This is a genomic window from Sulfitobacter aquimarinus, assembly GCF_040149565.1.
Taxonomy (GTDB): Bacteria; Pseudomonadota; Alphaproteobacteria; order Rhodobacterales; family Rhodobacteraceae; genus Sulfitobacter; species Sulfitobacter aquimarinus.
The window spans coordinates 80,698-101,384 of sequence record NZ_JBEFLO010000004.1; the positions used below are offsets into that span (position 1 = coordinate 80,698).

At 57.5% G+C, this 20,687-nt stretch carries 17 protein-coding genes and 1 pseudogene; 5 read left to right on the forward strand and 13 right to left on the reverse strand.

Going from position 1 to position 20,687, the window contains the following annotated elements; genetic code table 11:
- Positions 1–333: 333 nt before the first annotated feature.
- The 9 genes and pseudogenes from ABMC88_RS09820 to ABMC88_RS09860 form a co-directional block, all read right to left on the reverse strand.
- Complete coding sequence (locus ABMC88_RS09820) at positions 334–1,047, reverse strand: xylulokinase (protein ID WP_349576897.1); 714 nt, start codon at positions 1,045–1,047, stop codon at positions 334–336.
- Between the two features lie 15 nt (positions 1,048–1,062).
- Positions 1,063–1,773: pseudogene (locus ABMC88_RS09825) on the reverse strand (FGGY family carbohydrate kinase); the annotation flags it as partial.
- A gap of 69 nt (positions 1,774–1,842) precedes the next feature.
- Complete coding sequence (locus ABMC88_RS09830) at positions 1,843–2,796, reverse strand: ABC transporter substrate-binding protein (protein WP_349576702.1); 954 nt, start codon at positions 2,794–2,796, stop codon at positions 1,843–1,845.
- Between the two features lie 31 nt (positions 2,797–2,827).
- Positions 2,828–3,826, reverse strand: a complete 999-nt coding sequence (locus ABMC88_RS09835; RefSeq protein WP_349576703.1) for an ABC transporter permease — start codon at positions 3,824–3,826, stop codon at positions 2,828–2,830.
- 11 nt (positions 3,827–3,837) lie between these two features.
- Positions 3,838–5,355 (reverse strand): sugar ABC transporter ATP-binding protein, encoded by a 1,518-nt coding sequence (locus ABMC88_RS09840; protein WP_349576704.1) that lies wholly within the window; start codon positions 5,353–5,355, stop codon positions 3,838–3,840.
- Positions 5,352–6,488, reverse strand: a complete 1,137-nt coding sequence (locus ABMC88_RS09845; RefSeq protein ID WP_349576705.1) for a Gfo/Idh/MocA family protein — start codon at positions 6,486–6,488, stop codon at positions 5,352–5,354. Before ABMC88_RS09845 ends, ABMC88_RS09840 begins: the two co-directional genes overlap by 4 nt.
- Before the next feature lie 280 nt (positions 6,489–6,768).
- A complete protein-coding gene (locus ABMC88_RS09850; protein ID WP_349576706.1) occupies positions 6,769–7,824 on the reverse strand; it encodes a sugar phosphate isomerase/epimerase family protein in 1,056 nt (351 codons plus the stop codon).
- A 19-nt stretch (positions 7,825–7,843) separates the two neighbouring features.
- Entirely contained in the window at positions 7,844–9,139 is a 1,296-nt protein-coding gene (gene xylA / locus ABMC88_RS09855; protein WP_349576707.1) for a xylose isomerase, read from the reverse strand.
- Positions 9,136–10,197 (reverse strand): LacI family DNA-binding transcriptional regulator, encoded by a 1,062-nt coding sequence (locus tag ABMC88_RS09860; RefSeq protein WP_349576708.1) that lies wholly within the window; start codon positions 10,195–10,197, stop codon positions 9,136–9,138. The genes xylA and ABMC88_RS09860 overlap by 4 nt, the downstream gene beginning before the upstream one ends.
- Before the next feature lie 566 nt (positions 10,198–10,763).
- Here ABMC88_RS09860 and ABMC88_RS09865 point away from each other — a divergent pair.
- A complete protein-coding gene (locus ABMC88_RS09865) occupies positions 10,764–11,162 on the forward strand; it encodes a hypothetical protein (RefSeq protein ID WP_349576709.1) in 399 nt (132 codons plus the stop codon).
- A 1,231-nt stretch (positions 11,163–12,393) separates the two neighbouring features.
- Here ABMC88_RS09865 and ABMC88_RS09870 read toward each other — a convergent pair.
- The 3 genes from ABMC88_RS09870 to ABMC88_RS09880 are packed head-to-tail and all read right to left on the reverse strand — an operon-like array spanning position 12,394 to position 14,745.
- A complete protein-coding gene (locus tag ABMC88_RS09870; RefSeq protein WP_349576710.1) occupies positions 12,394–13,473 on the reverse strand; it encodes a methyltetrahydrofolate cobalamin methyltransferase in 1,080 nt (359 codons plus the stop codon).
- Positions 13,474–13,483: 10 nt separating this feature from the next.
- Positions 13,484–14,404, reverse strand: a complete 921-nt coding sequence (locus tag ABMC88_RS09875; protein ID WP_349576711.1) for a methylenetetrahydrofolate reductase — start codon at positions 14,402–14,404, stop codon at positions 13,484–13,486.
- A gap of 44 nt (positions 14,405–14,448) precedes the next feature.
- Positions 14,449–14,745, reverse strand: coding sequence for a virulence factor (locus ABMC88_RS09880; protein ID WP_349576712.1), 297 nt, complete (start codon positions 14,743–14,745; stop codon positions 14,449–14,451).
- A gap of 264 nt (positions 14,746–15,009) precedes the next feature.
- Between ABMC88_RS09880 and ABMC88_RS09885 the strand changes: the two genes are divergently transcribed.
- Both ABMC88_RS09885 and ABMC88_RS09890 read left to right on the forward strand, forming a co-directional pair.
- Positions 15,010–16,143, forward strand: coding sequence for a Ppx/GppA phosphatase family protein (locus tag ABMC88_RS09885; RefSeq protein WP_349576713.1), 1,134 nt, complete (start codon positions 15,010–15,012; stop codon positions 16,141–16,143).
- Positions 16,143–16,883 (forward strand): RlmE family RNA methyltransferase, encoded by a 741-nt coding sequence (locus ABMC88_RS09890; RefSeq protein ID WP_349576714.1) that lies wholly within the window; start codon positions 16,143–16,145, stop codon positions 16,881–16,883. Before ABMC88_RS09885 ends, ABMC88_RS09890 begins: the two co-directional genes overlap by 1 nt.
- Positions 16,884–17,022: 139 nt before the next feature.
- On the opposite strand, the gene mepK is transcribed toward ABMC88_RS09890, so the two are convergent.
- Positions 17,023–17,592, reverse strand: a complete 570-nt coding sequence (mepK, locus tag ABMC88_RS09895; protein ID WP_349576715.1) for a peptidoglycan L,D-endopeptidase MepK — start codon at positions 17,590–17,592, stop codon at positions 17,023–17,025.
- Between the two features lie 335 nt (positions 17,593–17,927).
- Between mepK and ABMC88_RS09900 the strand changes: the two genes are divergently transcribed.
- Positions 17,928–19,544, forward strand: coding sequence for a L,D-transpeptidase family protein (locus tag ABMC88_RS09900; RefSeq protein WP_349576716.1), 1,617 nt, complete (start codon positions 17,928–17,930; stop codon positions 19,542–19,544).
- A gap of 36 nt (positions 19,545–19,580) precedes the next feature.
- Positions 19,581–20,672 (forward strand): UDP-3-O-(3-hydroxymyristoyl)glucosamine N-acyltransferase, encoded by a 1,092-nt coding sequence (gene lpxD / locus ABMC88_RS09905; RefSeq protein ID WP_349576717.1) that lies wholly within the window; start codon positions 19,581–19,583, stop codon positions 20,670–20,672.
- Positions 20,673–20,687: the final 15 nt, after the last annotated feature.

A 20,687-nucleotide genomic window follows, 5' to 3' on the forward strand; every position in this document is an offset into this window, starting at 1 on the left:
AGCCCTGTATATCACAAGATGTGCAAAAACCGCGAAAGTCCGCAATGAGCCCATTGCAGAAGTGTCAAATCTTCTCTGCGTGCGCTCGCGGCGAGAAGTTTGTTACGATGGCGTATATTTTAGCTCTGTAGCGCGGCATCAAGAGCGGGCGTTCCAACATGCGGGCGAAAAGAGAAAGCGTTCTTGGAAGCGAGGTGTGGACAAAGCCGTCCTTTGAAGTCTCAACTATTGTTAACCGGGCAAGCCCGCTTCGTTGCGCCCGACCTCGCTTCGCATCGGGGGTAAAAAGTCCGCGATTAGGAATGCCACGGGCTTTTGATAAATCAAATAATCTTAAGAAGAATGCGGACCTTCGCTCCGATAGTCTTCCAGCCGTTCAGCGTAGAGTGCGGTTATCGCAGGCGTCGGTTCAACGGTTCTGTCAATGCGGGCTGTGGTCAAGACGTCCCCAGCCGCACCTGCGTCGCTTGCCAAAATGGCCAGCCGTGCCGCGCCGAGTGCGGCACCTTGTGATCCGCTTTCAGGGGCCGTCAGAACAAGTCCGGTAATATTGGCAATCATTTGAAACCGTGTTTGGGATTGGCTGCCCCCGCCCGCGACGCTGACTGTTTGAGGGCGCGAGCCTGCGGTGTCCAATGCGTCGCAGCAATCTGCAAACGCAAAGCCGACGCCTTCCATGATGGCCTGCACCATGTCGGGTAGCGTGTGATCGCGCCGCAAACCCTGAAACGATCCCGTTGCGTCGGGGGCGTTGTGAGGGGTGCGTTCACCTGACAGATACGGCAGGAACGTGATCGGAGAGGGTACTGTGACATCGTTGACCATGCCCGTCAACGCGGCGGGTGACTGACCCGTGATCTGCCCGAACCACGCCAACGCGTCTGTCGCGGACAGGATAACACCCATATGGTGCCACGTTTTCGGCACAGCGTGGCAAAAGCTGTGCACCGCGCGATCGGTGTTTGTCGCAAACTTATCCGCCACGGAAAACAACACGCCCGAGGTTCCAAGCGACAAGAACCCTTCGCCCGGATTAACAGCCCCCAAACCGCTGGCTGTGGCCGCATTATCGCCCGCACCGCCAGCGACTGTAACGGGTCCAGTGCCCCATGATGCCCGAAGTTCGGGGCGTAGATCGCCGGCGCGGCTGCTGCCCTCGACAAGGCGGGGCATGTGGTCTCGGGTCAGATCGGTGGCTGCCAAAAGTGCGTCCGACCAATCGCGACCGGCCACATCAAGCCAGAGTGTGCCTGCCGCATCGGACATCTCTGAGACGTGTTCCCCCGTCAGCCAGAGGTTCACATAGTCTTTCGGGAGCAAGACCTTTTGCGTGCGCGCAAAGATGTCGGGTTAGTTTTTCTGGACCCAGCGCAGTTTTGGCGCCGTAAATCCTGCCATGACGATATTGCCGCCAATGCCGCAAAAATCGGCGCGCTGTTCCAGTTCGCCACACTCCGCGTCGGCACGCCCATCGTTCCACAAAATAGCAGGCCGCAGGGGGGCGTCGTTTTCATCCAGCAACGTGGCACCATGCATTTGGCCGGACACGCCGATGCCACGCAGGGCTGCGAATGCTTTGGGGGCTTGTGCGCGCAGCTGATCAATGGCGACTTCGCAGGCCGTGATCCAAGATTTCGGGTCCTGTTCGCTCCACATAGCGCGGGGGCGCTGCACGCTCAGCGCGCCATGCCCTACGGCGATGGTTCTTTGTGCGTCATCAATCAGGAGAGCCTTGACGCCCGAAGTCCCCAAATCCAAACCAAGAAATGTCATCGAGACCTCGTCTTCAAATAGGCAAGTAACGCCACCGGCACCTGATGCGCCGGTGGCAATGACAGAGCCTTAGAACGGGCTGTCAGGGTAGTAGAAGTCCATTGCGTTCTCTTGTGTGACGAGAACCGAACCGATCACGAAATCGCCGGACACAGGCGCGTTTGATGTCAGACCCACGGCTGTCAATTCAATCGCGGTTGCGATCATTGACGGTGGATATGTGACGTTGGCAGGCATCATCGCATCGCCATCGGCGGTCCGCTTGATCATTTCCTTCATGCCAGCACCACCAAGAACGAATTGTACATCCTCACGACCAGCGGCCTCGATTGCGGCTAGAACACCGATAGCCATGTCATCGTCTGACGCCCAAACCGCATCAATGTTGTCATACTTGGACAAGAAATCCTGCATCACATTGAAGCTGTCGTCACGGTTCCAGTTACCATGCTCCATGGCCAGAACATTGATGCCAGAGCCGTCGATTGCGGCTGTGAACGCATCCACACGCTCGTTGTCGATGGTTGTGGGGATGCCGCGGAACACAACGATGTCGCCGCCATCAGGCATTTTGGAAGCCATATAGTCACCAGATACCGTACCAAAGCCGGTGTTGTCGCCAGCAACATACAAATCCTCGATGCCCTCAACGGACAGGCCACGGTCAACAACTGTCACCCATGCGCCGCTGTCTGCAACAGCTTGTATCGGTGGTGTCAGCGGATCGGATTCGAACGGTAGAACAACCAGCGCGTCGATGTTGCGGGTGGCAACCATGTCTTCGATGTCGTTGACTTGCTTGCCGGCATCAGAGGCCGTTGCAAGGACGAAATCCAGGCTTGGATATACCTCTTCCAAGCGCTTAACAGTTTCGGCGGCGTGGAAGTTCATGCCACCGGCCCAGCCGTGTGTGGCAGCTGGAATGGATACACCGATCACCTTGACGCTGTGCCCGTCTGCAAATGCAGCTGTGCTGACGGCTGTGGCAATCGCGGCTGCGATAAATGTTTTCGTAAATTTCATGTTTACTCCTCCCATGAAGCGTCTGTGCGGCTTAAGTGGCCGCCTTGCCTTCGCGCTGTAGGATGACAGCGAGAATAATGATGACGCCTTGGATTGCCCCGTTCAGATAGGGCGATACAAAGTCAGTCAGATTAAGAATGTTGCCGATCAGGCTCAGGATCAGCACACCGATGACGGTGCCCCAAACCCTGCCAAACCCGCCTTTTAGAACGGTGCCGCCGATGATGACGGCGGCGATGGCCTCAAGCTCCCAAAGCACACCTGTTGAGGCGGATGCAGACCCAAGGCGCGGCACATACATGATGGTGGCAATGCCAACCAAGATGCCAAGTGCGGCATAAGAAATCAGGCGCGTGCGCCGCACGTTCACATTGGAATAATGCGCGACATGTTCATTCGATCCGGTGGCGGCGCAGTGGCGGCCGTAGACGGTGCGCGACATGATGATCTCGCCGATGATCACGACCACAGCAAAGACGATGATAGGCCAACTGATGCCAAGAATGCCGTCAAAGTAGACAGGGCGGTAGAATGTGCGCAGCCCGAAATCGAGCGACAATGTGCCCCCGTCCGCCAGCCACGTCACGAGGCTGCGGTAGATGCCCATGGACCCAAGTGTCACGATGAAAGCCTCAATCCCGAGCGTGGTGATTAAGAACCCGTTCAAAAGCCCCGCGAGCATGCCTGCGACAATGGCCGTCATCATCCCCAGAAGGATGATGGGAATGCCAATCCCCATACTGGGCAAGGCCGCATTCATTACCAAGATCATAAGTCCCGCGATAAACGCCGCCATTGACCCCACCGACAGATCGAGCCCGCCTGCGGTGATGACAAAGGTCATGCCCACCGCAATGATCCCGATAAAGGCCGACCGCGCCAAAACATTGGTGATGTTTGCCGCACTCAGGAAATTCGAGTTCATCATAGCGCCGATGACCAGCAGGACCACCAAGGCGATAATCGGCCCAAGCACGGACATTGAAGGCATGTGTAGCCCACTGGATCGAGCGGTTGTCGTATCAGTCATTTTCCGTTCCTTCACACCACTTTGGGCGGTTGATCCGTGCGCAGCCCCATGGACAGGCGCACGATTGCATCTTCGGTTATTTCATTAGGATCCAGCGCGCCCGCGATACGGCCGTCGCGCATCACCATCACACGGTCGGCAAGGCCAATCAGCTCGGGCATCTCGGAGGTGATCACAACAATCGCATGACCCGCATCCGCCAAGCCGCGCAAAAAGGTGTAGATCTGCTGCTTTGTGCCAATGTCGATACCGCGCGTCGGCTCGTCAATGATCAGAACCCGCGGCTCGGACAGCATGACCTTGGCGAGCAACAGCTTTTGCTGGTTTCCTCCGGACATATTGCCGACCTGCACATCGCGCGTCCCAGAACGGATATCAAATTCCGCGATTGCATCGGTCAGGGCGTTTTCCTCGCATTTACGATTGATCACAAAGCCGCCGAATTTGTGCAGATTGGCCAGTGTCAGGTTTTCGCGCATGCCACGTTCCAACAACAACCCGCGCAGCTTGCGGTCTTCTGTCAGATAGCAAAGACCTGCCTGCTGGGCATCGCCTGGCCGCTTGAAGTTAACGGCCTTGTCAAACAGGGTAACTTTGGTGCTTGATGCAGGGCGCAGAGCGGCAAGTCCCTCCATCAGTTCGGTACGCCCCGATCCGATCAACCCGCCAATGCCCAGAATTTCGCCCTTGCGCAGATCAAAAGAGACGTCACTTGCAAAGCCCGGCACGCTGAGGTTATCAACCTTGAGCACCACAGGTGCATCGCGCGGAACGCCCGGTTTATCTGGATATAAATCAGATACATCGCGGCCAACCATTGCGGTGGCCATCGCGTCTTCGCTCATTTCGGATGTCGGCCCCGCATGAACAACATCGCCGTCGCGCATGATCGTCACTTGGTCGGATATCTTAGCAACCTCGTCCAATTTATGCGAGGTGAACAAAATCGCTGTGCCCGCGTCGCGCAGGGCTGCAACCTGGGCGAACAACACGTCGGTTTCGCGGTTGGTCAGCACGGCGGTTGGTTCGTCCATGATCAAAACGCGCGCATTGCGCGACAGGGCTTTGGCGATCTCGACCATTTGCTTTTCAGAATTAGACAGTCCCGACACCAAGGCATCAGGTGAAACGTCACAGGCCACTCGTGATACATATTCACGGGTCAAACGGCGCATCTCGGCCTTGTCCAACATCGGCCCGCGCTTGAGCTCACGGCCCAAGAAAATATTTTGCTCGACGGTCAGCTGCTCGGCAAGGTTGAACTCTTGGTGGATCATGACAATCCCGGCGGCCTCACCGTCTTGTAGGCTGGTAAACTGCACCGGTGTATCGTTCAGTTCTACGGCGCCAAGAGTTGGGGGTTGATACCCCGCGAGAATCTTCATCGTGGTGGATTTTCCTGCCCCGTTTTCTCCAATCAACGCGTGAACACTGCCTGCATGCAGCGCAAGGTTCACGCCATGCAAAACCTCGACAGGGCCGAAGCTTTTGGAGACATTGAAAAGGGCTGCGACGGGGCTGGTTGTCATAGGTTTGTCCACGCCGCGTTGTTGCTGGATGACGTGACACAAGCGTTGATAAACCGCATCCCGTCCATCCCTGCGGTGATGCCGGGCAAGACGGCCATGGCAGACGCCCGATCAGCGCCACCTTGAACAGCGCGGATCGCATCTGCTGCCTCGTTGTAGATCGTGGCGAACCCCTCAAGATAGCCTTCGGGATGCCCGCCCGGAATGCGGCTGACCGCCTGGGAGGCCTCGCTTGCGCCTGCACCATTGCGCGTGAGAAGGCGCTTGGGTTCACCGTGCGGCGTAAACCACAGATAGTTGGGGTCTTCCTGACACCACTCAAGCCCGCCTTTTTCGCCGTAAATCCGTAGTTTCAAGGCGTTCTCATTACCCGGAGCCACTTGGCTGGACCACAGCATACCCCGCGCGCCACCCGCAAAACGCAGCATCATGTGGGCGTTGTCATCCAGCGTGCGCCCTGCACCAAAGGCTTGCAAATCAGCAGCAAGGCTTTCGACCTGCAAACCGCTGACAAAGCACGCAAGATTATGGGCATGGGTGCCGATATCGCCGATAGACCCGCCCGCACCAGAGCGTGTCGGGTCGGTGCGCCATTCGGCCTGCTTGAGGCCTTCGTTTTCCATGGGCGAGGTCAGCCAGTCTTGGGGGTATTCAGCCTGCACGATGCGGATCGTGCCAAGATCACCCTTGGCCACCATGTCGCGGGCCTGCCGGATCATCGGATAACCCGTGTAGTTATGGGTCAGGACGAACAGGGCGTCAGCTTTTGCCACGGCTTGCTCTAACGACAGGGCATCTTCCATCGTTGACGTCATCGGCTTGTCGCAAATCACGTGAATGCCCTGCGCCAGAAACGCTTTGGCGGCTGCCGCATGGACATGGTTGGGCGTGACGATCGACACCGCCTCAATGCCATCTTCGCGCGCCGCCTCTGCTTTGGCCATCTCCTCAAAACTGCCGTAACTGCGCGCGATACCAAGCGCCTGTGCACTGGCCGCTGATTTTTCTGGCGTCGATGACAGCGCGCCGGCGACCAGTTCAAACCGGTCATCAATGCGCGATGCGATGCGGTGCACGCCGCCGATAAATGCGTCATTGCCGCCGCCGACCATGCCAAGACGAATTCGTGTCATTGTTGGACTCCATCAATAAAGATGTTTTTAAACCTCAAAGATTGAGACGGTTCCTTTGTAACTCGGACGCCCCAGTCAGGATTTGCTTTTTGGTGATCAGCAAGGTCATCAATTGAACGATAAAGGAGCCCGTTTTCTGACCAATTACTTTGGACCCCGGACGGAGCGCATCTATACCCTTCCCGTTTTCCAAACATATCTGGTTTGGTCCGATTGCTTTGAGTGTAGTAGTGGGGCAGTAGTCTATCGCCGCCCTGATCACGAACATAGGTACGTGCCATCAGTCGATCCCCAGCATTTTGCGGTTTGCGGCCTCGTCCGTGCCACCATCGGCAAAATCGTCAAAGGCGCGTTCTGTTACGCGGATGATATGATCAGAAACAAATTGCGCGCCTTCGCGTGCCCCGTCTTCGGGGTGTTTCAGGCAACATTCCCATTCGACCACTGCCCAGCCGTCGAAATCATTGGCCGCCATTTTCGAAAAGATGGCCCCAAAATCGACCTGACCATCGCCCAAGCTGCGGAAGCGCCCCGCGCGATCCACCCACGGCTGGTAGCCGGAATAGACGCCCTGACGCCCTGTGGGGTTAAACTCCGCGTCTTTGACGTGAAACATCTTGATGCGGTCTTTGTAGATGTCGATGTTATCGAGGTAGTCAAGGCATTGCAGCACATAGTGGCTGGGATCATAGAGCATGTTGCAGCGCGCATGATTGTCGACACGTTCCAAAAACATCTCGAATGTGACGCCGTCGTGCAGGTCTTCGCCAGGGTGGATTTCGTAGCAGATGTTGACGTCGTTGTCTTCGGCGTGGTCCAGAATGGGACGCCAGCGGCGGGCGAGTTCGTCAAACGCGGTCTCGATCAGGCCAGCAGGGCGCTGGGGCCAAGGGTAGACGTAAGGCCAAGCCAATGCGCCAGAAAACGACACGTGGTTCTTGATGCCCATGTTATGAGAGGCCGAAATCGCCTTTTTCACCTGATCCACGGCCCATTCCTGCCGCGCCTTGGGATTGCCATGCACGGACGGGTCCGCAAAGCCGTCAAAAGCGGAATCATAGGCGGGATGCACCGCGACAAGCTGGCCTTGCAGGTGGGTCGACAATTCCGTCACTTCGACGCCATTCTCAAGGGCCTTGCCTTTGAATTCGTCGCAGTAGTCTTTGCTGTTTGCCGCCTTGTCCAGATCAATCAGGCGCGCGTCCCAGCTGGGTACTTGCACGCCTTTATAGCCACAATCGGCCGCCCATTTTGTAATGCTATCCCAAGAGTTGAACGGCGCTTCGTCGGTGGCAAATTGTGCCAAGAACAGCGCAGGGCCTTTGATGTTTTTCATGGTCTTCCTCCCTATCCGCTTAGACGAAGCGGTTGACGATATTTTCCAGAATTTCCTGACGGCCCGAGCGTGGCTGCGGGTCGATCCCGCCTTTTTCCACGTCCGCCGCGATGGTGGCGAAATCGCTGTCCAGCAGGGCCTTGCCGCCAGAGCTGTCCCACCCGCTGTAACGCTCTGCGCGCATCGCCTCTAGCGTGCCGTCTTCCAGCATCGCGTGGGCGGCTTTGAACCCGCGTGCGCAGACATCCATCGCACCCGCGTGCGACGCGATCAGGTCAATTGGATCAAGAGATTGGCGGCGCAGTTTGGCGTCGAAATTGGTGCCGCCTTTGGTGAAGCCGCCAGCTTTGAGCACCTCATAATAGGCCAGTGCTACTTCGGGGACATTGTTGGGGAATTGATCCGTGTCCCACCCAGACTGATAGTCGTTGCGGTTCATGTCGATTGAGCCAAAGATGCCCAGCGATGACGCCAGCGCCAGTTCGTGTTCAAACGAATGACCCGCCAAAATCGCGTGGCCCTGTTCGATGTTCATCTGGACCTCACCCTCCAGCCCAAATTCCTTGAGGAATCCAAACACTGTGGCGACGTCGAAATCATACTGGTGTTTGGAAGGCTCTTGCGGCTTGGGCTCAACCAAAATCGCGCCTTTGAAACCGATCTTGTGCTTGTACTCCACAGCCATCTGCAAAAACCGCCCCGCCTGTTGGCGTTCGCGTTTCAGGTCGGTGTTGAGCAGCGTTTCATAGCCTTCGCGCCCCCCCCACAGAACATAGTTTTCACCGCCCAGTTTGTGCGTCGCATCCATGCAGTTTTTGACCGTCGCTGCCGACCACGCGAAAATCTCTGGGTCGGGGTTTGTGGCGGCCCCTGACATAAACCGGCGGTGGCTGAAGAGGTTGGCCGTACCCCAAAGCAACCTGGTGTTCGAGGTTTCCATCTTCTCGCCAAAATAGTCGATGATCTCTTGGAAATTACGCAGGCTTTGCGCGAACGTGTCGCCCTCGGGGCGGATATCAGCATCGTGCCAGCAAAAGAACGGCACGTTCAGCAGATCGAACATCTCGAACGCGACATCTGCCTTCATCTTCGCCAGATCCATCGTGGACCCGAACCATGGCCGCTCAAATGTCTCGGCACCAAAGGGGTCACCACCAGGCCAAGCAAAGGAATGCCAATAGGCGACGGCGAACCGCAGATGATCTTCCATCCGCTTACCCGCAAACACCTCGTCAGGATTGTAGTGGCGAAACCCCAGATCAGAACCTTCGGGCCCATAGGCCAAGGGCGAGATGTCTTTGAAAAAATCAGTCATTTTACTTGGGCTTCCATCGGGTCATTGAGAGTGTCGGCAGGCAAATTATCTTGCACAAAGATCGTTGGCATTAGGGCGGGCATCGGCGGCATGTCCCGCTGGTCGATAAGGGCGCGCAACAGGGCAAAAGCCCGCGAGACTTCGACATCTGGGCGCTGGTCGATTACCAAGTCGACGTGACCCGTGATCAGGGCTTGCTTCGAATGCTCTACCAGTTCGTGGATCACACTGAACGGTCGGGTGTCCTTAATCTCGCTAATGGCTTTAATCAGCCCCACATTGCCCGCGCCAACATTATAGATCGCGCTGATAGACGGGTTCGTTTGCAGCGCGGTGCAGGCCGCATCATACAAGACAGCAGGATCATCCTTGGTAAGGATCGGATCAAGGACGCTGAGTTTTGGAAAATCTGCAGCGATGACATCGCGAAACCCCTGCAAGCGCTCTGCATGGTCGCGCGCATCCAGTGCGCCTGCAAAGGTCTGGATCGCCCCAGTGCGGTTTGCGTGAGCCATCCCCGTCAGACGCGCAGCTGTGCGACCTGCGACCATGTTATCAATACCAATGTAGGCCGAGCGGAGCGCCACAGGCAGGTCAGACACCAAGCCGATAATCGGCACGCCATGGGCACGCAAATCAGCAAGGGGTTGCTCTAATTGATCATTTTGCAAGCCAACAATAGCGACTCCGTCGAAGTCATATCCTGTCAGCTGACCAATACTATCGTGCAGTGCTTCGACCGAGAAGGCAGATACATCAACGATCTCAACAGTGACATTGTCCACGCTCAGGTGTTGCGCCAACGCCGTGATGTGCGCGCGCAGGCGATTAAAGAATGCGTTGGGCCCAGAAGGGATCAGGAATGCCAAACGATAAACCCGCTTGCGCGACAGGTTCGCAGCCGCAACGTTGCGCACATAGCCCAGCCGATCAACGGCTTCACGCACCTTTGCAATCGATTTTTGGGCAACGTTCCCGCGATTATTCAATACACGATCCGCGGTTGCATAGCTTACACCAGCGGCATCCGCGACATCGCTTAATGTCGGTCCTGACATGTTTCCTCCCAGTGGCGATTCTCCCTATTTCATCGCCGTAAGACGAGCGTAGAAAAGAAAACTGCAAGACGTCAATCATTTTCTGATATACGTCTATCATTTTGAGTTTGTATTTAAGCGACCTGATTGAGAGGATCAAATTTTGCATCAATCGTGGTGGACGGGCATCTGGCAAGGGATGCGCATATTCGAACTCAGCTGAGACCCATTTGACGCGCGCCAAAATATTGCGCGTTTCTGTTTTTGATCAGAAAGTATTCTGTTGCAAATCTTCCAATTCAAAAACATGGAAAAAGGGCTCTCAAACGTCAATGTCGGCTTCGTCCGCATAGCCGCCTCTCGCCTTCCGATGTGGCAGTGATTTCGTTTGCAACCGCAGCGAATGGCAACTTGGAGCCCATTTCGACCTCACTTGGTAGCCCTTCCTGTATAGTAAACTTCCTGCCTACGTCCTAAACCATCGTATGTTTTCATGGCCCATTCGATTTTGGATTGCAGCAGTTGTGTCGACCGCTTGGTGCGGATGGGTTTTCGTAGTCGTGGGCGTTAGTGAATTCTACCACCCGATGGCCGCACAGGGCGACCTATTTCATCTTTTGCGCCAATGGGCAGTAGCCGCAACAATTCTAACAGCAATTGTGATGTTTGGCCTATGGTTGTATCGGCACCCACTCGCCCCGCATATTTATGCAATTGGCCTGCTTGTCACTGGGATCATTTCTCTAATTCCACGCTTGCCGTCCTTCGACAGTGGCTATCGGCAGACCTATTTTCTTGGCGATGACAAGTATGAGATCCCTTGGCAGTATGGCCCCTATAACGGTAACCCAGAACGCGGAGGCCAGTTTTTTCTTGCTAAAGTGTCTGTCGCAAACTTGGTGCCCAAACATGAAACTCAAGAGGATACAATCATTATAGGAATGGCTGTTGACTTCAATCATGGAGCTGGCGGTGGGGCCCCATAAGAAATGTGTTGGTGGATAATTACAATTTCAGATGCCAATGGCAGCGCGGAAATTCGGTATTCATGGTTTCTGGCGAGGCTAAACTTTTTCCAAGTGACATTTCTGGTTTGTTGGCATCGGCACCGGACCTGCTCGAAAGCTTTAAAGTATCCACGCTGTAAGGTGGACGGAGTGTTGTGATGCAAGCTGGCAATTTGATCAATGGTGGCAATGTCCTGCATTGTGGTCATCCGCAGCCTTAAGATGCTGCGGATGCGCCAATGACCGCTTTCGGGAAGCTGTATTGCGGGGGACATCGTTCGCGCTCAATGTCCGTTATGGGCCGCTTGCATCCACCTCGACGTCGTTGGTGAAAGCTCAGCCCGGAATTGTCAAAGACCATTGGCAGGTTGTTGAATTTTCGAGGGTTTAGTAAGCTTAGAATATGCAAGAATTTGCCACACAAACTGCGCCCCAGTCGCAAATGCTAAATATGCACAACCTACTGTTAATTATAACTTATTTCTGAGTTCTCACTTCAACCTAAAGGACTGTCTGTCCGCCACTACCCCCAACCACATAGACGCAGACACCGCATGCGACATGCTTGCGATCTTCCTGTCGGCGACAGCTGGCGCATCACTGACACTCTACGCCATAGGCCGCAACGACCGGCGATTCCAAAGAACAAGGGCTGGCACTGGTGCCGCGGCTGTTGACGGCTAGATGCCGATGCTGCGCGATCACGGCACGACAGAGCTACGCAAGGCAACGCAGCGCGCAACTTTGGCTTGGGCGAAGTCGTAGCCGGAAAGCCGACCACGTCCAATCTGACGGAAAACCGCGGCGACACGGTGCATCAGGATGCGATCGACCGCTTGGGCAATATAGTGAGCGCGACACCATGGGGCGGCTGGCCACAGAGGACTCTGGTGATCCTCGGCCTTGGCTGCACGCTCAATTCCCGCGCACAGATGTTCTGGCTGGGGGAGGGCTGCCCTCATCGCTGATTCTGAGGGGTGCGGCCACGGGCAACGCTGATCCCAACGCTGGCCGAAAAGAACTGTGCCATCGCAGTTCTACGCAAATGCGAGCACATCGTCGCGGTGGCCGAGCCGTGGGCAGCTTGACGACTGTGATGCGTGACAGGGCGGAAATGCTCCACGCTGCCGCGACACTCCGATTGATGCAAGTTTGCGTCCTAGGAAACCAATGAAGTCAGGCGGTTGGCCGCCAATCTTCATCTACCAAATTAACCCCGGCGGCGACCGCCCTTGCGGCCCGCACGCCCGCGGCCTTCTTGGCCTGCCTTGGGCGCCACTTTGTTGAATTTGATCCAGTCACCACCATGGGGGTCACGGTCGAACAGGAAGTTGGCGGCACGGATCGCCTCCATCTCTTTGCCCGCCCTCGGCAGGGTCGAGCCCATGCCGAACAACTGCACAAATGCCTCGTCGTCCATCCCCTCGGGAAGAACCACGCCAAGGGCCTCCAACTCGGCCTTTTTCTCGGCGATTTTCTTGGCATTCACGGGAAGGGCGACAGGATTCATGATCGCAGAGGTCATGCCCGCACCCATAGCCATCGGCAGGAAAGCGTTGTTGATGCCGTGACGGTTGGGCAGGCCAAAGCTGATGTTGGAGGCTCCGCAAGTGGTGTTCACGCCCAGCTCTTCGCGCAGGCGGCGCACGAGGGTGAAGACCTGGTGTCCCGCTGTGGCCATGGCGCCGATGGGCATGACCAACGGGTCGACCACGATGTCATAGGCGGGGATGCCAAAGTCTGCTGCCCGCTCGACGATCTTTTTGGCCACGGCAAAACGCACGTCGGGGTCTTCGGAAATGCCCGTATCGTCGTTTGAAATCGCGACCACAGGCACATTGTATTTTTTGACCAACGGCAGCACCAGCTCCAGCCGCTCTTCCTCACCAGTGACCGAGTTCAGCAGCGGGCGACCCTCGGCAGCCTCCAAGCCATTCTCAAGCGCGCCGGGGACCGAACTGTCGATGCAGATCGGGCAATCGGTCACGGCCTGCACGCGTTTGATCATTTCGGGCATCAGCATCGGCTCGACAAAGTTGTTGTCGGCATAGCGCGGGTCTTCGGCCATTTTGTTGGAAAACACCGCGCCCGAGTTCACATCGAGGATCGTCGCACCTGCATTTACCTGCGCCACGGCGTCCGCCTCAACGCGGGAAAAATCACCACGCTCCAGCTCTTCCGCAAGGATCTTGCGCCCCGTGGGGTTGATCCGTTCTCCGATCACACAGAACGGTTGGTCAAAACCGATGATGGCGGTTTTTGTTTTGGATTCGACAATTGTACGGGTCATGTTTGGTCCTTCAGGCGGAAGCTGGAACAGCGGCAGAGCCACCGTTGTTTTGCGCCCATGTGGCGTTGGTCTTGATCCCTCCCAGCGGGAAGAAATGCACATGGGTAATGTTGAAATCAGGGTTGGCGGCCTTGTGCGCGGCCAGTTCGACCAACACTTCTGTCGGCTCGTAGGGCAGCAGCAGTTTGGTCACATCCATCGCGCGCTTTTGCAGCACTTTGAGGGAGGGACCAACACCGCAGGCAATAGCGAATTTGATCAGGGTTTGCAGCTTGGCTGGCCCCGCGATGCCGATGTGGACAGGCAGAGTGATGCCATCCGTCACAAGGCTGTCGGCCCAGTCGATGATGGGCTTTGCCTCAAAGGCGAATTGCGTGGCGATGGCCATTTGCGCGTCCGTGCGGGTCTGGAAATCGTTCTTCCACCGCAGAGCCGCGTCGACATTGGCGGTGCCTGTCGCGTCGATGTCGCGGTTGCCTTCGGGGTGGCCTGCAACGTGCAGATGGGTAAAGCCCGCCTTGTCAAACAGGCCCGATTCCGCAAGTTGCATAGAATCGCTATAGTCACCGTGAGGCGTGCTTACCCCGCCAGCCAGCAGCAGCGCCTGACGCACATCCGCCTCGCCCTGATAGCGGGCAATCCAGTCTTGCAGGGTCGCGGCATCCTTGATGATGCGGGCGGGAAAATGCGGCATGACCGCAAAGCCGTCTTCTGCCAGACGTTTTGCCGTGGCGACCATATCCTCGATCGGGGTGCCCTCAATATGGGCGATGTAGACGCGTGTGCCTGCGGGCAGCAGAGCGCGGAAATCTTCGACCTTCTCGGCCGTGCGCGGCATCACCTCGATCGAGAAATCCTGCAAAAAGCTCTCGACTTTGGGGTTCACCTCGGTGGGCGCTTCTTCTTTCTTGCGGAAGTTCAACAGGGCCATTGTGCTGCTCCTTTAAGGGCGGTCTTGAGGGGGCGGATCAGGCGTTATGCCCAGCCGTCATTTGCGATCAGTGCTTTGATGCGCTCGCGGTCGTATTCGGCGTCTATGCGGGCCACTTCGGCATCGGCCACAGCCGCATCATCGCCGTCAATCACGACTGGATCGGCCTTGCGCCATTCCGCAAGATAGGCATCGGTATCCTCGGCGCCGACCTTCATCGCAGCGCGGTCAATCGCCTGTTCGAACCGCTCGGGCAGGATACGCTTTTCGCCGCGTCGGCCTTTGCCAACAATGACTTGCGCGGGGATGTCCCGCCAATACACAATTACAACACTGGCCATCTGCGAATCCCTCCCACGGAGTAGCACCTGTTTCTTCAGTAACGGATAGCACCCGCGCCCCGATTGCCGTTTTCGACAATAACGCACCCATCCGCGACCTATGGCTACACCAACCCGCATACCACCGCGAGAGGGCCGCAGCCCCATTCGGCGCATGATGATTGTGAAGTTGAATAAAACTACGTGCTGACACAGCGCTCTGCGCTTGCGCAGGGGCGGGACACGGCATATCATTAGGGCAACTCGTAATGAAAGGCGCATCCCATGGCGCCAAAGCGCTCCAAAGGTGCGGGCGCGCTCGAACAGAAGACGGAAGTCAACCATAAGACGGTTCTGAGCCCCGCGCCAGTTTCGTCCAGATCGAACGACCTATACGCGGCCCTAGATCTGGGCACAAATAGCTGTCGCATGTTGATCGCCCGCCCCGAAGGCGGGGGGTTTCATGTGGTAGATAGTTTCTCGAAGTCCGTGCAACTTGGCGCGGGGCTCGAGAAAACCGGGCGCTTGTCGCGCGGATCCATGTCGCGCACCATTCAGGCACTTCGCATTTGTCAGCAAAAACTCCGCCGTAACAAGGTCAAGCGGATGCGTTTGGTCGCGACCGAAGCGTGCCGTCGTGCGCTCAACGGGGCGGACTTCATGCGCCGCATCACGCGGGAGACGGGCCTGACGCTGGATATTATCGCGCCCGAGCAAGAGGCCCAGCTGGCCGTGATTTCATGTGCGCCGCTGGTCAGTAAAAAGACCGAAAACCTGTTGGTGGTGGACATCGGCGGCGGCTCGACCGAGCTGGTCTGGATCGACATTTCAGGCGTGCCAAAGCGCGACCGTGCGCAAAGCATCATGCGACTGCATGGCGGGTTTGTGCAGGCCAAGACCGATATCCCCGCCGCCCGCGTGGTGGATTGGATCAGCGTTCCGCTGGGTGTGGCAACGCTGCGCGACCAATTCTCGGACGTCGAAGACGACGCCGCGCGTTTCGCATTGATGAGCTGGTTTTTCGAAGAAAACCTGACCGATTTCACGCCCTATCAATCGGCGCAGCCGCAAGAGCGGTTCCAGATCGTGGGCACATCCGGCACGGTGACGACCGTCGCGGCCAGCCATCTGGGGCTGAACCGTTATGACCGGACCAAAGTGGACGGCATGCATATGACCAGCCAACAGATCGACAAGGTGATCCACAATTATCTGGCCATGGGGCCAGAGGGCAGGCGGGTTGATCCGTGTATCGGGCACGACCGCTCGGCGCTGATCATGTCGGGGGCCGCGATTTTGCAGGCGCTGATGCGCTGCTGGCCGACAGACAGGCTCAGCGTGGCGGACCGTGGTCTGCGCGAAGGCCTGCTTTATGCACAAATGAGCGCGGATGGCGTGCTTGAAGAAGGGACATTCTGATGGGCAAAACGCCGACAGGAAAGAACACATCGGGACGCGGACAGCGTGACCTGAAGGTCAAGGTAAAGTCGGCGCGGGGCCGCAAGCTCAGTTCGACGCGCTGGTTGCAGCGGCAGTTGAACGACCCTTATGTCAAACGCGCCAAGGCCGAAGGTTACCGCGGGCGCGCCGCGTTCAAGATTATGGAGCTGGACGACAAGTACCGCTTTTTGGTGCCGGGGGCGCGGATCGTTGATCTGGGCGCGGCACCGGGGGGCTGGTGTCAGGTGGCGGTGAAACGATCGAATATTCTGGGTGAAAAGTCGGGCAAGGCCAAAGGCACGATCCTTGCCGTCGACCTGCAAGAGATGGAGCCGATTGCGGGCTGCGAAATCCACCAGCTTGATTTCATGGAAGATGACGCGGACCTTCAGGTCAAGGAATGGCTGGGCGGTAACGCCGATGTGGTCATGTCCGACATGGCGGCGGCGTCTTCGGGCCATAAACAGACCGACCACATGCGCATCATCGCCCTGTGCGAGGCGGCAGCCTATTTCGCGTTTGATGTGCTGGAAGAAGGCGGCACATTTGTCGCCAAAGTTCTGGCAGGCGGCGCCGAAGGGGATCTGCAAAAGCTGCTGAAGCGGCGATTCAAAAAGGTGGCCAACTATAAACCCCCGTCAAGCCGCGCTGACAGCTCGGAGAAGTTCGTGGTCGCGATCGGCTTTAAAGGGCCGGAAGAAGACGCGGCTGAGGCCTGACGCATACAAACGCGGATAGCGAGAATCAGCTGTCCGCAGAAACAGCCTGTGCCAGAATTAAAATACCAGAATCAAAATACCAGAATCAAAAAACGCCCCGACGGGGCGTTTTGCGTTTGCCAGCCTGGAGGGTCGCGCCTTAGCGGCCCCAAGTGCGGACAGTGCCGCAATCCATATGCACAAAGTTGGAGCCGGAGTAGCGGCCCACACCGCCACCGCGACATGCAGCCGCCGCTTTGGAAATCTGGCTGACCGAGCGTGACTTCATGCTCAGGTCCGCAGCCTGACCGCGCATGTGCAGCGAATTCTTTGCCACCCCGCGCGAGCGCGAGCGCAGCATCGCGTTTGTTTTCGGGCTACGGTAGCCCGACAGCAGCATGTAAGGTTCATCGGTGTCGAGCAGGTTTTGCGCTGCGGCCATAATATCAACCGTCCGCAGGTCCATTTTATAGGCGTCATTGGTGCGCCAGTCGCGCATGAAGTAGTTCACTTCCTTCACCGCGTCGCGAATGTATTTGCCTTCGATCCAGTAGATCATATCGATCCGCTCACCTGTGCGGCCCGAATACATCTGGATGCGGCGAATGTCGCCACCACCGCGCAGGAAACCAGCTGCGTTTGCATAAGTTGGGGCGGCTGTGACTGCCGTTGCTGCGAATGCGCCCAGAAGGCCGCGGCGTGTCATGCCCGAAGGTGTGTTAAGCGTCATATTCTTCGTCCCGTTTCTGCCAATCGTTGGCTTGCCTGTGGATGTGCCAAGTTGCCCTGATGTTACAGGTGCGTTTTCCATCTCCCCAGATGCACCATCTGTATTGCATAGGGTAGATTCGGAACCAAGTGATGAATCCTTTTCGACAAATTTACTGGGAATTTTAGGCAACTTTTTGCGCATATGAAGGTTGCCGCATGGCTGCCGCCCAAAAGTCGGAGGTTTTTTGGCCTCTTTTCAAAGATTTCGGCCCAAATGTCCTAATTGTGAATAGACTTGGTCTCCCGAATTCAGGATTACTTCCCACATACGGGCATTTTCAGGGATAGATTCAGATGCGGTCATATTTCAAGCGCTTCAACGCACCCAAAACAGTTGCCATCGCCTTGGCGGTCGGGGTTGTCTTTTGCGGCGCACCGCAATCGGCTGACGCGCAGGTCACCGCTTTCAAGCAGGCGGTTGCAGAAACCGGATCGCGCGACGAAGGCATCGCAAAATTCTACCGCAACCAGAACTTTGAGGGCGTCTGGACCGGAACCAGTGACATCCACAGCGCCCGCCGCAGTGCCTTGCTGAACGCGTTGCGCCACGCCGGGGACCACGGATTGCCCACCAACCGCTATGACGCGGACGCGCTGGAGCGTCAGATGCGCAATGCCCGCTCCGCCCGCGACCTCGGGGTGCTTGAGGTCGAGATGACACGCGTCTTTCTCAGCTATGCCCGCGATATTCAAAGCGGGGCGCTGATCCCGTCAAAGGTCGTCAGTGCCATCAAACGCGAAGTCGCCTATACCGACCGGACCGCGCTGATGGCGGGGTTCTTGTCGTCACAGCCCGCCGCCTACCTGCGCAGCCTCGCACCGCGCACGATGGAATACAGCGCGTTGATGAAGCAAAAGATGTTGCTGCAAGAACAGGCCCGCAACGGCGGCTGGGGCCCTGCGGTAAAGGCGTCATCGTTGAAACCCGGTGCATCGGGTGCGTCTGTACTGACCCTGCGCAACCGCCTGATGGCGATGGGCTATCTGCACCGTTCGAACGCAAAAACATATGACAAGGCGATGACTGCGGCCGTCAAGGCGTTCCAGAAGGCGCACGGCCTGAACGTGGATGGCAATGCGGGCAGCAGCACTATTAAAGAGATTAACAAGACCATCGATGCGCGCCTGCGCTCGGTTCTTGTCGCGATGGAGCGGGAGCGGTGGCTGAACAAAGACCGCGGGACGCGTCATATTCTGGTGAATATCCCTGATTTCACCGCAAAAATCGTTGATGATGGCCGCGTCACATTCGAGACACGCTCGGTTGTGGGGGCAAACAAGTCTGATCGCCCGACGCCGGAATTCTCGGACACGATGACCCATATGGTCATTAACCCCAGCTGGTATGTGCCGCGCTCGATCATCGTGAACGAATACCTGCCCGCGCTCAAACGCAACCCGAACGCCGTGGGCCATATCGAGATTACCGACCGCCGCGGCCGCAGGGTCAACCGCTCGGCTGCGAACTTCGCCCAATACTCGGCGCGTAACTTCCCGTATTCCATGCGCCAACCGCCCAGCAGCCGCAATGCACTGGGGCTGGTCAAGTTCATGTTCCCGAACAAGTACAACATCTATCTGCATGATACGCCTGCGAAAAACCTGTTCAGCCGCGAAGTGCGCGCCTACAGCCACGGCTGTGTGCGCCTGCGTGACCCGTTCGATTTCGCCGAGGCGCTGCTGGCCAAACAAGAGGCCGACCCGATGGGCTTTTTCAAATCGCAACTGCGCACGGGCCGTGAAAGCCGCGTGAACCTTGAAACGCCCGTTCCAGTGCATATCATCTACCGTACGGCCTATACCGATGCGCGGGGGAACCTGAATTTCCGCCGCGACATTTACGGCCGCGACGCGCAGATATGGAAAGCCTTGCAAAAGGCAGGGGTGGAACTTGGCACCGTTCAAGGGTAATTCTGCGCGCAAACCTGTGAAAGGGACCCGCGCAAGATGAGCCATACCGTTAAAGAGATTGCAGTGGCGTTGGGGGCGGAAGCTTTCGGCGCCACAGATATTTTGGTCACCCGCGCCGCCGAGCCCGCGCAAGCGCAGGCGGATCATCTGGCGCTTGCCACATCGCCGAAATACGCCGAAAGCCTGCCCCAAGGGGCCGCCCGTGTGGCGATGCTGTGGGAAGGTGCCGACTGGCAGGCGCTGGGGCTGGAGGCTGCGATCATCGCGCCACGCCCGCGCTTTGCCATGGCCAGCCTGACGCGGCTGCTGGATGCGGGGCAGGGGTACACGGACGGGATCCATCCCACCGCCTTTGTCGATCCCGACGCGCAATTGGGCGAGGGGGTCAGCGTAGGCCCCTTGGCCGTCATCTCGAAAGGGGCAATCATTGGCGCGGGCAGTGTGATTGGCCCGCAGTGCTTCATCGGCTGGCATGCGCGACTGGGCGAAGGCGCCTATCTGCGCGAAGCAGTCAGCATCGGCGCCCGTGTCACCATTGGCGCACGTTTCATCGCGCAGCCGGGCGCACGGATCGGCGGGGACGGGTTCTCTTTTGTCACGCCGGAACCATCCAGCGTCGAGAGCGTACGCAAAACGCTTGGCGATCAGGGCGAAACACAGGCCCAAGACTGGGCGCGCATCCACAGCCTTGGCGCGGTCACCATCGGCGACGATGTCGAAATCGGCATGGGTGCCACAATTGATTGCGGCACCATCCGCGACACGGTGATCGGCGACGGCACCAAGCTCGATAATCAGGTGCACATGGGCCACAACGTCGTGATCGGGCGAAACTGCCTGATTTGCGGGCAGGTGGGCATCGCAGGCTCGGCCACGATTGGCGACAACGTGGTGCTGGCGGGGCAATGCGGGGTCAATGACAACATCTTTGTGGGCGACGGCGTGATTGCGGGCGGCGGGACGAAATTGATGTCGAATGTGCCTGCGGGGCGCACCATGCTGGGCTATCCCGCCACACAGATGGACAAACAGGTCGAAGGCTACAAGGCGCTGCGCCGTCTGCCCCGCCTCATGCGCGACGTTGCGGAATTGAAAAGGATGGTTTTCAAAACCACTCCGGACGCGTAAATCACGCGGCAAAAG

Coding starts and splice junctions, on each gene's coding strand:
- ABMC88_RS09840 (WP_349576704.1), bottom strand. CDS start 5,355: ATGACAACCAGCCCCGTCGCAGCCCTTTTCAATGTCTCCAAAAGCTTC.
- ABMC88_RS09875 (WP_349576711.1), bottom strand. CDS start 14,404: ATGGCCCTGTTGAACTTCCGCAAGAAAGAAGAAGCGCCCACCGAGGTG.
- xylA (WP_349576707.1), bottom strand. CDS start 9,139: ATGACTGATTTTTTCAAAGACATCTCGCCCTTGGCCTATGGGCCCGAA.
- ABMC88_RS09880 (WP_349576712.1), bottom strand. CDS start 14,745: ATGGCCAGTGTTGTAATTGTGTATTGGCGGGACATCCCCGCGCAAGTC.
- ABMC88_RS09870 (WP_349576710.1), bottom strand. CDS start 13,473: ATGACCCGTACAATTGTCGAATCCAAAACAAAAACCGCCATCATCGGT.
- ABMC88_RS09860 (WP_349576708.1), bottom strand. CDS start 10,197: ATGTCAGGACCGACATTAAGCGATGTCGCGGATGCCGCTGGTGTAAGC.
- ABMC88_RS09885 (WP_349576713.1), top strand. CDS start 15,010: ATGGCGCCAAAGCGCTCCAAAGGTGCGGGCGCGCTCGAACAGAAGACG.
- ABMC88_RS09850 (WP_349576706.1), bottom strand. CDS start 7,824: ATGAAAAACATCAAAGGCCCTGCGCTGTTCTTGGCACAATTTGCCACC.
- ABMC88_RS09900 (WP_349576716.1), top strand. CDS start 17,928: ATGCGGTCATATTTCAAGCGCTTCAACGCACCCAAAACAGTTGCCATC.
- ABMC88_RS09890 (WP_349576714.1), top strand. CDS start 16,143: ATGGGCAAAACGCCGACAGGAAAGAACACATCGGGACGCGGACAGCGT.
- mepK (WP_349576715.1), bottom strand. CDS start 17,592: ATGACGCTTAACACACCTTCGGGCATGACACGCCGCGGCCTTCTGGGC.
- ABMC88_RS09830 (WP_349576702.1), bottom strand. CDS start 2,796: ATGAAATTTACGAAAACATTTATCGCAGCCGCGATTGCCACAGCCGTC.
- ABMC88_RS09865 (WP_349576709.1), top strand. CDS start 10,764: ATGGCCGCACAGGGCGACCTATTTCATCTTTTGCGCCAATGGGCAGTA.
- lpxD (WP_349576717.1), top strand. CDS start 19,581: ATGAGCCATACCGTTAAAGAGATTGCAGTGGCGTTGGGGGCGGAAGCT.
- ABMC88_RS09835 (WP_349576703.1), bottom strand. CDS start 3,826: ATGACTGATACGACAACCGCTCGATCCAGTGGGCTACACATGCCTTCA.
- ABMC88_RS09845 (WP_349576705.1), bottom strand. CDS start 6,488: ATGACACGAATTCGTCTTGGCATGGTCGGCGGCGGCAATGACGCATTT.